Below are 11,736 nucleotides of genomic sequence, written 5' to 3' on the forward strand. Positions count from 1 at the left end.
GGCCTGGTGGGTTTTGAGCTGGTGAGTCGGGGGGCTCAGCGCCTTCTGGGCAAACCAGCCCTGGGTCTGGGTGATGCCAAATTGGCCGCCCTTCTGGGGGCCTGGCTGGGCCTGGCTGGCCTTGGGGCCACAGTGCTCCTGGCGGTTTTTGGCGGTGCCTTGGTGGGGGGTCTGGCCCGAATCAGCGGCAAACTCGGCCCCAAGGAACCCTTTCCCTTTGGCCCTTTCCTGACTGCAGGGGGAATAGTTGTCTGGATAGGCGGCCCGCAGTTTTGGCTCGGCCTATGGGGGATGGTGGGCTAGGGGCGCCTAAATTGAATTGATCCCGAGGCCTCCATACCCTTGTCGCTATTCGACTGGTTTGCCGATCGCCAAAAGAATGCCCCCATGGTGCGCATCAACCAGGAGGTTGAAGAGGGCGATGGTCTCTGGAGTAAGTGCCCCGATTGCGGCACGGTTGTTTACCGCAAGGACCTACTGGCTAACGCCAGTGTCTGCAAAAACTGCGGCTATCACCACCGCATCGACAGCGAAGAGCGCATCCGCCTGATCGCCGATCCAGGCAGCTTTGAGCCCCTTGATACCGAGTTGTCGCCCACCGATCCCCTGGCCTTCAAGGATCGCCGTAGCTACGCCGATCGCATCCGCGACAGCCAGCAGACCACGGGCCTCAAGGATGCGGTAACCACGGGCCTGTGCCTGAGCAGCGGCCATCCCCTTGCCCTTGGCGTAATGGATTTCCGCTTCATGGGCGGATCAATGGGCTCGGTGGTGGGTGAAAAACTGACTCGCCTTATTGAAAAGGCAACCTCCCGCCGCTATCCCGTTTTGATCGTCTGTGCCTCCGGTGGGGCGCGAATGCAGGAGGGCATGCTGAGCCTGATGCAGATGGCCAAGATTTCCGGTGCACTTCAGCGGCACCAGGCAGCCGAATTGCTCTATTTGCCGCTGCTGACCCACCCCACCACCGGCGGGGTAACGGCCAGTTTCGCCATGCTCGGCGACCTAATCCTGGCCGAACCCAAGGCCCTAATTGGCTTCGCTGGCAGGCGGGTAATTGAACAAACTTTGCGCGAGAAGCTGCCGGAGGGCTTCCAAACCGCCGAATATCTCCAGGACCACGGCTTTGTCGACGCAATCGTGGCCCGCACCAGCTTCAAGGCCACCCTGGCCTCCCTGCTGAAAATGCACGGCAGTCGCCAACTGGTACCCGCCTGATGGCCAAATTGCTTGCTAGCGCCCTTTTAGCCCTACTGCTGCTAATTGGATCTGGTAGTCCCGCCTGGGCCGGACCAGTTAATTGGCAGGAGCTTCCCGCCAGCGATCAAGGCCAGCAGTGGTGGGATAGCGGCAGCCTGCGCAACACAAAAGACGGTTACATATCGGTGTTGAGCCGCTTCCTGCCAGCCACTAAGGAGGGGGAAAAGCCCCGCATGGGTGATCTTTATGTGATGGAGATCGACTGCGGCCAGCAGCTCTACCGCGACACATCCGTCAATGGCCTGCCCCAATTCGGAGCCCAATGGCTGCCGGCGGCAGGGGACAGCCTGATCAACGGCGTAATCGAAGCCTCCTGCGCTGCCCTGCCGGCATGAGCGCCCCCTTGAAAGTTGCCGTTGCCGGCCTCGGCTTTGGCGAAAAGGTGCACCTGGCTGCCCTTAGGGCTTGCCCCGACACCGAACCCGTGGCCCTATGGCACCCCAGGCCAGAGCGGCTGGAATCCGCTTGCCGGCAGCAGGAACTACCTGGCCACAGTGATTTCGATGGCCTGCTGGCCGATCCGGCCGTGGAAGCGATCGTGATTGCCACGCCACCGGCCCCGCGCTTTGAGCTCGCCCGCCGGGCCCTGGAGGCCGGCAAGCACCTGCTACTGGAAAAACCCGTTGGCCTAAACAGCCAGGAAGTTGCAGAACTGCAGCGGCTGGCCATCGGGCTAGGGCTCACGGTGGCGGTGGATTTCGAATATCGGGCGGTACCGCTGTTTCAGCAGCTTGCGGCCCTGGTCAAATCCGGTGCCCTCGGGGAGCTTTACCTCGTCAAACTCGATTGGTTGATGGGCAGCCGAGCCGACGCCAGTCGACCCTGGAACTGGTATTCCCAGGTCAGTGAGGGGGGAGGCGTACTGGGGTCCCTGGGCACCCATGCCTTCGACACCCTGCACTGGTTGGTGGGCCCCACCAGCAGCCTGCGCAGCCAGCTCCACACCGCCATCCGCCAGCGACCGATTCCAGATGCCCAGCCATCCGGCCCTGGCGGCCAGATGGCCACGGTGGACGCGGAAGATATTGCCCTGGTGCAAATGGAGCTGGAAACCTGCCAGGGCCATAGGGTTCCGGCCCAACTGAACCTCGGGGCCGTCACCCGCCAGGGCCGGGGCTACTGGATTGAGCTATATGGCAGCGAGGCGACGGCCGTGCTCGGATCGAGTAACCAGGCCGATTACGTGCATGGATTCGGCCTCTGGCTAGCCCAAAACGGAGAGCCCCTTCGCCCCCTGGAAGCCGATCCCGCCCTGCGCTTTGGGCGCACCTGGGAGGACGGGCGCATCGCCCCCGTGGAGCGCCTCCAGGGCTGGTGGAGTGCCGCCATTAGGGAAGGGCGACCGATGGTGCCAGGGCTGGGGGAAGCATTCCTGAGTCAGAGGTGTTGCGACTGGTCCCGCAAGGGCTTTGGCGACACCCAGACCCTTTAGGGGCATCCCGTAGAGTCGCCGCCAGTTCCCTCCTGCTCCCAGAGGATTTCCTATGGCGCTCGTACCGCTTCGGCTGCTGCTCGACCATGCCGCAGAAAACGGCTATGGCATTCCTGCCTTCAACGTAAACAACCTGGAGCAGGTCCAGTCGATCATGGAGGCCGCCCAGGAGACCGACAGCCCGGTCATCCTCCAGGCTTCCCGCGGTGCCCGCCAGTACGCAGGTGAAAACTTCCTGCGACACCTGATCCTGGCCGCAGTTGAGACCTATCCCGACATCCCGGTGGTGATGCACCAGGACCACGGCAACAGCCCCGCCACCTGCTTTGGCGCCGCTGCCAACGGCTTCACCTCGGTGATGATGGACGGCTCCCTGATGGCCGACGCCAAGAGCCCTGCCAGCTACGAGTACAACGTGGCCGTCACCAAGGAAGTGGTGGACGTGGCCCACGCCATCGGCGTCAGTGTGGAGGGCGAGCTGGGTTGCCTCGGTTCCCTGGAAACCGGCATGGGTGAGGCCGAAGACGGGCACGGCTTCGAGGGCAAGCTCGACCACAGCCAGCTGCTCACCGACCCCGCCGAAGCGGCTGACTTCGTCGCCAAGACCAAGGTGGATGCCCTGGCTATCGCCATCGGCACCAGCCACGGCGCCTACAAGTTCACCCGCAAACCCACCGGCGAAGTGCTGGCCATCAGCCGCATCGCCGAAATCCACAAGGCCATCCCCAACACCCACCTGGTGATGCACGGCTCCAGCTCCGTTCCCCAGGAATGGCTGGACATGATCAACAAGTTCGGCGGCGCCATCCCAGAGACCTACGGTGTGCCCGTAGAAGAAATCCAGGAAGGCATCCGCAACGGTGTGCGCAAGGTCAACATCGACACCGACAACCGTCTGGCCTTCACCGCCGCTGTCCGGGAAGCTGCCGCCAAGGATCCCGCGAACTTCGATCCCCGCCACTTCAACAAGCCTGCCCGCCAGTACATGAAGCAGGTGTGCCTGGATCGCTACCAGCAGTTCTGGTGTGCCGGCAACGCCAGCAAGATCAAGCAGCGCGACATCAACTACTACGCCGGTCTCTACGAGAAAGGCGCTCTCTGATCAGACGCAGGCGGGCAGTTCGCAAACGGGCAGTTCGCAAATTTGAGTTTCGGGGGCCTAAGGGGCCCCTTTTTTATGTCCCCACTGGTGGGGGAGCACCCGGGCTAAAGCCTGCTGGCCAAGCGCTTAAGGGCATCCTGCAAATTGCGCTCCATCACAAAATTGACCCCATCGGTCACCACCACCCGCACCAGGGTGGGCAACTCATTGTTTTTAGATTGCAAATAGATCGGCTCCACATACAAGAGACCCTTACCCACGGGCAAAACCAGCAGATTGCCGTGGATCAGCTTCGAACCCACCCGGTTCCAGAGCCCAAATTGATAGCTAATGGCCGGATCCTGCTCGATCAGGGCTGAAATCTGTTGGGGCCCGAGCAACAGGCGCTGTTGGGGGAAACGCACCAGGCGGGTCTGGCCGTAGTGCGGCAGGTCGTTGCGGGCGGCCAACCAACCCACCATGTTGGCGCGCTTGAGGGGTGAGAAGGGCAGCAGCAGCACAAATTCAGGGTTGCTCTGGCCCGGTAACTGGATCGTTACGTGATAGGGACGCACCGGGGTATTGCTGGATCCATAGATCTCCAGTGGCACCGACCAGACGTCGTCGCCGTTGTAGAAGGTGCGCACGTCGGTGACGTGATAACGAAGTAGGCGCTCGGCCTGGATATTGAATTGGCTCTGGGGCACCTGGATATGGGCCAGGAGCGTTTTGGGCATGGCCGTTAGGGGCTGAAACAGCTCCGGGAAGGCGCGGCGCCAGGTGCGCAGGATCGGATCGGCAGGATCACTCACATAGAGCCAAACCCTGCCGTTAAAGGCATCCACCACCGCCTTTACGGGGTTGCGGAAGTAGCGAATTCCCGCCGGGTTCGGATCGGAATAGGGATAGCTGCGGCTAGTCGTAAAGCCATCGAGCATCCAGTACTGGTGCTGACCCGCCACGTATCCCGCCCCCTGCTCCACCCGGGCAGTTACGAGATAGGGCTGGCTTTCAAAGCGCAAAAATGGAAATAGGGCAGCAAGCCGCTGGTTCACCTGGCGGCGAATCAATAGCTTGGATTGGGGATTGAGCGAACCACTAGCCAACAGGCGCGGTTCCCCCAGGTAGCTCGCCACCAGCAGGCGCCGTAGGGGCGTTCCAATCGGCACACCCGCTTCGCCGTCGTAGCGGGTATAAACATTCAGATCCCCATCCGGGTAGTCGAACTCCCGCACCTGGGAGGGGGCGATCACATAGGGGGCCTTGGCCGAGGCGAAATAGAGCTGGGGGCGGCCCACCGGCAAGACCTCCCGGGCACGGCCATTGCTGACCCCAAGCTGGGGGATGCCCTGAACCTTGCCGCCATTACCCAAGTCCCTTACGAAATAAAGGGGCAGACCATCGGGCCCGGCTGCATTTACGGCCGAGACCGTAAAGCCATAGCCATGGGTGAAGACCAGGTGGCGGTTCAGCCAGGTATCTGAGCCCCTTGGCAGGGCAGCCGTATCGAGCTCCCGGGCAGAAATCAACACCTGCTGGGAGCCATTGCGCTGGGGGTCGCCGAGCAGGGGATAGCGGTCGACCGCCGCAGAGGGAAAGCTGTAATAGAGGCGAAGCTGCTGCAGCTGCCGATTGGTGGCAAGTAGGGGTTGGCTATCCCAGAGGCGGATATTGGCAATGGTTCCGGAGGCCTGCTTCAAATCCCCAGGCGTAAGCCTTTGGCGGGGCTCAAACACGCTGCTGTGCATGGTCGAGAGGCCAAATGCCTCCCGGGTGGCCCTGATGCTGCGCTTGAGGTATGGCGTCTCCAGCAACAATTCCCGCGGCTGCACCACCAGGCGCTGTACCAGGGGGGCCACCACCCCTTCGGTGATCGGCACCAGGGCTGCCGCGGTGGCCAAGGGCACCAAAATTCCTCGCCGCAACCAGCCCCCAGGCAGGGGCACCATCAGGCCACCGGCGGTGAGGGCCAGGAGCAGGGCCAACAGCAGGCGCAGGGGCAGGCGCACGTGCAGATCGACAAAACCAGCCCCACTGGCCACCCCACTGCCCTCCACCATCAGGGCGAAGGGGGCAAGCGCCGTGCCCAGGGCCGCCGCCAGGGCCAGCAGGGCCAGCTGGGGCTGCAGGACCTTTTTCTGGGCCCTACTCAGCCCCACAAATGCCAGTTCGGAGAGGGTTTTGCCCTCTGTGAAGGTGAGCCAGAGGCAAGCAGCAAAACCCACCAGTCCCTGGGCCAGCAGCACGCTCAAAAACAGGCGAAAGGCTGGCAGCTGCAGCACCGTGAAGCTGATATCCAGACCCGTAATCGGATCGGCCTGGCCAAAGGGCACAGCCAAAAGGGCAGGCAGCCAGAGGCTCCAACCCCGGGCCAGGGCCGTCGCTGAACCGGCCAGGGCCGCCGCCAGGGCAATCCGCAGGGTCGTTAGCGGCCACCGCAACAGGGGCAGCACCAGGCCGGCCGCCAAACCCACCAATAAAAGTGGGGGCAGGTCGGCGAGCACCGGGATGCCAGTGATCACCTGGCCGCTAAAGGGTGCCGCAATCAAATCCTGGGCCTGCACCATCAAATAGGTGAGGCAACCGGCCAGAAGGGCAAGCAGCAGCAGAAGCAGCCCGATCAAGCCCAGGCGCGCCAGGGGGAAAAGGGGTGAGTTGGGAAGTTGCTTACGAGATGCCTCGAGCCGTAATCGCCAGCAGCGCTGCAGCTGCCGCAGCTGCAGGGGAACCCCCAGGCCCATCACCAATACAAATGCGCCCAGCTGCAGCAGCCAGCGGCGCAAAAGCATGCCCTGGGCCTGGAATTCACTAAACCACTGCCACTCAATACTGAGGCGTCCTGCCAGCACAAACAGGCCCAATGCCACCGCCAATCCAAGGCAAAGCCAGGCAACAGGCGCAATGCCAGCAAGCCCAAGGCCGGCCCCGGAGCGGACGCCTAATCGGGGGGACTGCCGAGGAGCCAAGGAAATGCCTGCAGCGCTTCTATAGCCGACCCTAAGCAGGAGCTGCGTCTGCGCAAGGGGCAGCCGCAGACCCCAAACAAAACCATCCAAATAAATCCCGATTTCGCAGATCGGCTTTTAGCGGGCGGATCAAAAGTCGCTGTTAAGGTCTGGTATCGCTAGGCGTGACCGTGACAGCCACCCTTTCTCGCTCCACCTTCACTGGCTTGCGCTGCAAGGAATGCGGCCATCCCTACGAGGCAACGGCCCGCCACGTCTGTGAAGACGTCTGCTTTGGCCCCCTGGAGGTCGTCTACGACTACGAGGCGATCAAAAATCGGGTCAGCCGCGCCACGATCGAAGCCGGCCCCGCCTCGATCTGGCGCTACAGGGATTTTCTGCCCATCGAGGGGGATCCGATCGATGTGGGCACTGGTTTTACCCCCCTGCTGAAGGCCAACAACCTGGCCAAGCGCCTTGGCCTCAAAAGCCTTTACATCAAAAACGACGGCGTAAACATGCCCACCCTCTCCTTCAAGGACAGGGTGGTTTCCGTGGCCCTCACCCGCGCCAAGGAGCTGGGCTTCACCACGGTGAGCTGTGCATCCACGGGCAACCTGGCCAATTCCACGGCCGCCATCGCCGCCCACGCCGGCCTCGAGTGCTGTGTGTTTATCCCCAGCGACCTGGAGCTGGGCAAGGTGCTGGGCACCCTGGTTTACAACCCGACCCTGATGGCGGTGCATGGCAACTACGACCAGGTAAATCGCCTCTGTTCAGAGGTGGCCAACACCTTTGGCTGGGGCTTTGTAAACATCAACTTGCGTCCCTATTACTCCGAGGGTTCCAAAACCCTGGGCTATGAGGTGATCGAGCAGCTGGGCTGGCAATTGCCTGACCACATCGTGGCCCCCCTGGCTTCTGGCTCCCTGTTCACCAAAATCCGCAAGGGCTTTGATGAATTCATCAAGGTGGGCCTGGTGGAAGAGAAGTCCGTGCGCTTCAGCGGCGCCCAGGCCGAGGGCTGCAGCCCCATCGCCCAAGCCTTTGCCGAGGGCCGAGATTTCATCACTCCGGTGAAGCCCAACACCATCGCCAAGTCGATTGCGATTGGCAACCCCGCCGACGGCCCCTACGCCATCGACATCGCCAATAAAACCAAGGGCACGATTGCCGCCGTCAACGACGGCGAAATCATCGAAGGAATCAAGTTGCTGGCCGAAACCGAGGGTGTGTTCACCGAAACAGCCGGTGGCACAACTATTGCCGTGCTGAAAAAGCTGGTGGAACAGGGCAAGATCAATCCCGATGAAACTACCGTGGCCTACATCACCGGCAACGGCCTCAAAACCACTGAAGCGATTGCCGGCTCCATTGGTGAGCCCTACCTAATCGAAGCCCAGCTCGACAGCTTTAAGGCCGCCTGGCAGAAGGCCCAGGCAAGCCATTAGGACCAAGCCGCTGCTTACCCCCACCTGCCTCTAATTACGCCCTAACTAAAACCAATGGCCGTTCAGGTTCTGATCCCCACCCCCCTCCAAAAGTTCACCAACGACGAGGCCAGCGCCGAACTCGAGGCCACCAGCGTGGACGCCCTGCTGGATGCCCTGGAGGCCCGTTATCCCGGCATCAAGGGCAGGCTCTGTGACGAGGCGGGCAAGCTGCGCCGCTTCCTGAATGTCTATGTAAACAGCGAAGACATCCGCTTCCTCGATAACCAGGCCACCCCCCTGGCCGATGGTGATGAGGTGAGCATTGTTCCCGCCGTAGCTGGGGGTTGAGGAAGCCAATTTCTATGGCAGATCCTGGCCCCCAGCCGATGGTGTGTTCGGCAGCGATCCACCCCAACAACGACAGCAAGGCCCTGCTGTTTGATTACCGCCAGGCCGCCAATCCGGTGCGCCGGGGCCTGAGCGATCCAATCCCCTACCACTCCTGGGGGCCCGAGCTCCATGCTTCAGGCTCCAGCGCCATCCTGCCCCTCGATCTCAGTGCCGAGCTTGGTGCGGCTGGACCGGCCACCAGTCCAGGGTTAGCGGCCCACTTCATCCGTCTAGATGCCGGCGAGGCGGTAAAAGCCGCCGCCAATGCCACCAGCTCGCTGTTCTTTGTGCTCTCCGGCAGTGGCCGGTGCGGACGCCCCGGTGAGGCCAAAAGCGAACCTGTGTGCCTGAATTGGAACCAGGGTGATCTGTTCGTGCTGCCGGCGGGGGCGGCGCCCCTACTGGAAGCAGACAGCACCAGCGTTTTGTACTGGGTGCACGACGCTCCCCTACTCAACTACCTCGGCGTGGTGCCGAGCCTGCCCAGGTTTGAGACCACCTATTACCCCGGTACCTGGCTTAAGGAAGAGCTCCTCAAGCTGGCGGCCGATCCCAGCAGCGCCCGCAGTAATCGCCTCAGCCTGCTGCTTGCCAACAGCGACCTGCCCAACACCCGCACGGTCACGCACGTGCTCTGGGCGATGTTTGGCATGGTGCCTGCCGGCGCCAGCCAGGCCCCCCACCGGCACCAATCGGTGGCCCTAGATCTGATTACCGAGTGCGAGCCAGGCTGCTACACCCTGGTGGGCACGGAGCTGGAGGCCGACGGCTCCATCCGGGATCCAAAGCGAATTGATTGGCAGGCCGGAGGTGCCTTCATCACTCCCCCTGGCCACTGGCATGCCCATGTGAATGAAAGCGGCAGCACTGCCTATCTCCTGCCCATCCAGGATGCGGGCCTGATGACCTACCTGCGCAGCCTCGATATCCGCTTCGCCTGAGCCCTCAAACTCCAACCACCACCTGGGCCAAGGCCTCGTGCTGCCCTAGCAAGGCGCGAAATGAATCCCCCTCAATTGTTTCCTCAGCAATCAAGCGCTCAACCAGGGCGTCCATTAGGGCGCGGCGTGGTGTGAGCACGGCCAGGGCCTGCTCGAGGGCATCTACTGCTAGTTGACGCACCTGGCCATCTATTCGGTTGCCGGTTTCCCTGGAGTAGCCAGGTTCACTCCTCAGCCAGTCGCGGCCCAGGAAGACCTCGGCCCCATCCCCCTCCAGGGCCACCGGACCCAGGCTTGAAAAGCCGTAGCGAGTAACCATCTCCCGGGCGATGCGCGCCACCATCTCCAAATCGCTGGAGGCCCCCTGGGTCACCTCAGCAGGTCCAAAAACCACGATTTCCGCAGCCCTGCCCCCGAGGGCCACCACCATGCGGGCCCGCAGGTAGGCCTTACTGATCAGTCCCGAATCGAGGATCTCCTCATCCGGCATCGTGCGGGCAAAACCACCGACCCCGCCGGCGCGGGGCAACAGGGTCACCTTGTCGAGCTTGTCGGCGTGGGGCACCAGGCTGGTGAGCAGGGCATGGCCCACTTCGTGGTACGCAATAAGTCGCTTTTTGGCACTGTCCTGGAGCGGTGAGGCCGCCAGGCCCATGGTGATCCGCTCCAGGGCTCCATTGAGGGCTTCGGCGTCAATCGACTGCCTGTGCCAACGGGCCGTGAGAATCGCCGCCTCATTGAGCAGGTTGGCCAGATCTGCCCCGGAAAAGCCCGGGGTGCGGCTGGCCCAATCGGCCAGGGAAATCTCCTCGGCCAAGGGTCTGGTGCGGGCATGAACCGCCAGGATTGCTTCCCTGCCCCTGCGATCTGGCAGGTCGACATGGATGCGGCGGTCAAATCGACCCGGCCGCATCAGGGCCGTATCGAGCACGTCGGCCCGGTTGGTGGCCGCCAGCAAGATCACACCGGAATTGTCTGCAAAACCGTCCATTTCGGTGAGCAGCTGGTTGAGGGTCTGCTCCCTTTCATCGTTGCCACCGCCAATACCGGCGCCCCGCTGGCGGCCCACCGCATCAATTTCGTCAATAAAGACGATGCAGGGTGCCTTGGCCTTGGCCTTGCGGAACAGATCCCGCACCCTTGAGGCGCCGACCCCCACGAACATCTCGACAAATTCCGAGCCGGAAATCGAGAAAAAGGGAACGCCCGCCTCACCGGCAATCGCCTTGGCGAGCAGGGTTTTACCCGTACCCGGTGGGCCCACCAACAGCACGCCCTTGGGGATCTTTGCGCCCACGGAGGTGAATCGCTCAGGCGACTTCAAGAAGGTGACCACCTCGGCCAGCTCCTCCTTGGCCTCCGAGATACCTGCCACATCTTCAAAGCGAACCGGCACCCCGCCCTCGGGCTGCACGCGGGCCTTACTGGTGCCAAAGCCCATGGCCCGGTTGGCCACCTGGGCGGAACGGCGGATCAGCAGGGTGAGGCCACCAAGCAGCAGCAAAACCAGCAGGCCGTTCCCCACCAGACCTGCCACGGCCGCATCCTGGCGGTCGTCGCGGACGGTGAGGGGCACTTTTGCCTGCTGGGCCGTGCGCAACAGCACCTGGTCGTTGCTGAAGACGGGCACGCTGGCCCTACGGCCATCGCTGAAGCGCACCTGCACCTCCCGTTGCTTCAGGGACAGCTCCAGATCCTTTACCTGGCCCTGGCCAATCGCCTTAATCAGGCTGCTGTAGGAGACCTCAGCGGGGTTAGCCGGCCGTTGAAGGGGGCCCTTCGTTGCGGGAGGGGAGCCATTCGATACAGGAGAAAGGCTGCCGCTCACTGGAAAGAAACTTTGAGCGGAGCTTAGCGATTTGACGGATGGCCACGCTGCAGCGGAAGATCATTGCTTGGTTGCTAAATAACTGGGATGGCTGTCCCCAAGAAGAAAACATCGAAGGGCAAGCGCAACCAGCGCCATGCCACCTGGAAAGGCAAGGCCGCAGTGGCAGCCCAAAAGGCCCTTTCGATCGGCAAGGCCGTGCTTAGCGGCAGAGCCCAAGGCTTTATTTATCCGATGAAGGACGGGGACGACGACGGCGAAGGCTGAAGCACCTATTTCTGAAATTCAGTTAGGGAACTAGCTGATCGCAATGCAACGCCTCCGTCCATCCAATTGGGCGGAGGCTTTTGCTACGGCAACTAGCGGATCCTGGTAAAGAACCGGTGGCAGCGAGGCCAGGCTGGAGCGCACCAGGGCATCCAGTTC

Annotated in this window: 10 protein-coding genes and 1 pseudogene; 9 read left to right on the forward strand and 2 right to left on the reverse strand. The window is 62.4% G+C overall.

Annotated elements, in window-relative coordinates:
* From KBY58_RS11175 to fba, 5 genes and pseudogenes are all read left to right on the forward strand, one after another.
* Positions 1-303, forward strand: a pseudogene (locus tag KBY58_RS11175) (prepilin peptidase); the annotation flags it as partial.
* A 39-nt stretch (positions 304-342) separates the two neighbouring features.
* The gene (gene accD / locus KBY58_RS11180) at positions 343-1,218 is read left to right on the forward strand and encodes an acetyl-CoA carboxylase, carboxyltransferase subunit beta (RefSeq protein WP_255004403.1); all 876 of its coding nucleotides are present in this window, start codon (positions 343-345) and stop codon (positions 1,216-1,218) included.
* Entirely contained in the window at positions 1,218-1,595 is a 378-nt protein-coding gene (locus KBY58_RS11185) for a hypothetical protein (protein ID WP_255004404.1), read from the forward strand. Before accD ends, KBY58_RS11185 begins: the two co-directional genes overlap by 1 nt.
* Positions 1,592-2,692, forward strand: coding sequence for a Gfo/Idh/MocA family protein (locus KBY58_RS11190; RefSeq protein WP_255004405.1), 1,101 nt, complete (start codon positions 1,592-1,594; stop codon positions 2,690-2,692). Before KBY58_RS11185 ends, KBY58_RS11190 begins: the two co-directional genes overlap by 4 nt.
* Before the next feature lie 52 nt (positions 2,693-2,744).
* On the forward strand, positions 2,745-3,794 hold the full coding sequence (fba, locus tag KBY58_RS11195) for a class II fructose-bisphosphate aldolase (protein ID WP_254933164.1): 1,050 nt from the start codon (positions 2,745-2,747) through the stop codon (positions 3,792-3,794).
* 104 nt (positions 3,795-3,898) lie between these two features.
* On the opposite strand, the gene KBY58_RS11200 is transcribed toward fba, so the two are convergent.
* Positions 3,899-6,646, reverse strand: coding sequence for a UPF0182 family protein (locus KBY58_RS11200; RefSeq protein WP_255004406.1), 2,748 nt, complete (start codon positions 6,644-6,646; stop codon positions 3,899-3,901).
* A 263-nt stretch (positions 6,647-6,909) separates the two neighbouring features.
* On the opposite strand from KBY58_RS11200, the gene thrC reads away from it, so the two are divergent.
* The 3 genes from thrC to KBY58_RS11215 are packed head-to-tail and all read left to right on the forward strand — an operon-like array spanning position 6,910 to position 9,482.
* The gene (thrC, locus tag KBY58_RS11205; protein ID WP_255004407.1) at positions 6,910-8,169 is read left to right on the forward strand and encodes a threonine synthase; all 1,260 of its coding nucleotides are present in this window, start codon (positions 6,910-6,912) and stop codon (positions 8,167-8,169) included.
* 54 nt (positions 8,170-8,223) lie between these two features.
* Positions 8,224-8,499, forward strand: a complete 276-nt coding sequence (locus tag KBY58_RS11210; protein ID WP_254933161.1) for a MoaD/ThiS family protein — start codon at positions 8,224-8,226, stop codon at positions 8,497-8,499.
* Positions 8,500-8,513: 14 nt separating this feature from the next.
* A complete protein-coding gene (locus tag KBY58_RS11215) occupies positions 8,514-9,482 on the forward strand; it encodes a cupin (RefSeq protein WP_409995753.1) in 969 nt (322 codons plus the stop codon).
* A gap of 4 nt (positions 9,483-9,486) precedes the next feature.
* Here KBY58_RS11215 and ftsH read toward each other — a convergent pair whose 3' ends face one another.
* A complete protein-coding gene (gene ftsH, locus KBY58_RS11220; RefSeq protein WP_409995754.1) occupies positions 9,487-11,310 on the reverse strand; it encodes an ATP-dependent zinc metalloprotease FtsH in 1,824 nt (607 codons plus the stop codon).
* An 87-nt stretch (positions 11,311-11,397) separates the two neighbouring features.
* Here ftsH and rpmF point away from each other — a divergent pair, with 87 nt between their 5' ends.
* Positions 11,398-11,577, forward strand: a complete 180-nt coding sequence (rpmF, locus tag KBY58_RS11225) for a 50S ribosomal protein L32 (RefSeq protein ID WP_254933160.1) — start codon at positions 11,398-11,400, stop codon at positions 11,575-11,577.
* Positions 11,578-11,736 lie beyond the last annotated feature (159 nt).

The organism is Cyanobium sp. HWJ4-Hawea (assembly GCF_024345815.1).
Lineage (GTDB): Bacteria > Cyanobacteriota > Cyanobacteriia > PCC-6307 > Cyanobiaceae > Cyanobium_A.

Bases quoted from the DNA above. Each gene is read 5' to 3' on its own strand.
- rpmF (WP_254933160.1), top strand. From the start codon at position 11,398: ATGGCTGTCCCCAAGAAGAAAACATCGAAGGGCAAGCGCAACCAGCGC.
- KBY58_RS11215 (WP_409995753.1), top strand. From the start codon at position 8,514: ATGGCAGATCCTGGCCCCCAGCCGATGGTGTGTTCGGCAGCGATCCAC.
- KBY58_RS11190 (WP_255004405.1), top strand. From the start codon at position 1,592: ATGAGCGCCCCCTTGAAAGTTGCCGTTGCCGGCCTCGGCTTTGGCGAA.
- KBY58_RS11210 (WP_254933161.1), top strand. From the start codon at position 8,224: ATGGCCGTTCAGGTTCTGATCCCCACCCCCCTCCAAAAGTTCACCAAC.
- fba (WP_254933164.1), top strand. From the start codon at position 2,745: ATGGCGCTCGTACCGCTTCGGCTGCTGCTCGACCATGCCGCAGAAAAC.
- KBY58_RS11185 (WP_255004404.1), top strand. From the start codon at position 1,218: ATGGCCAAATTGCTTGCTAGCGCCCTTTTAGCCCTACTGCTGCTAATT.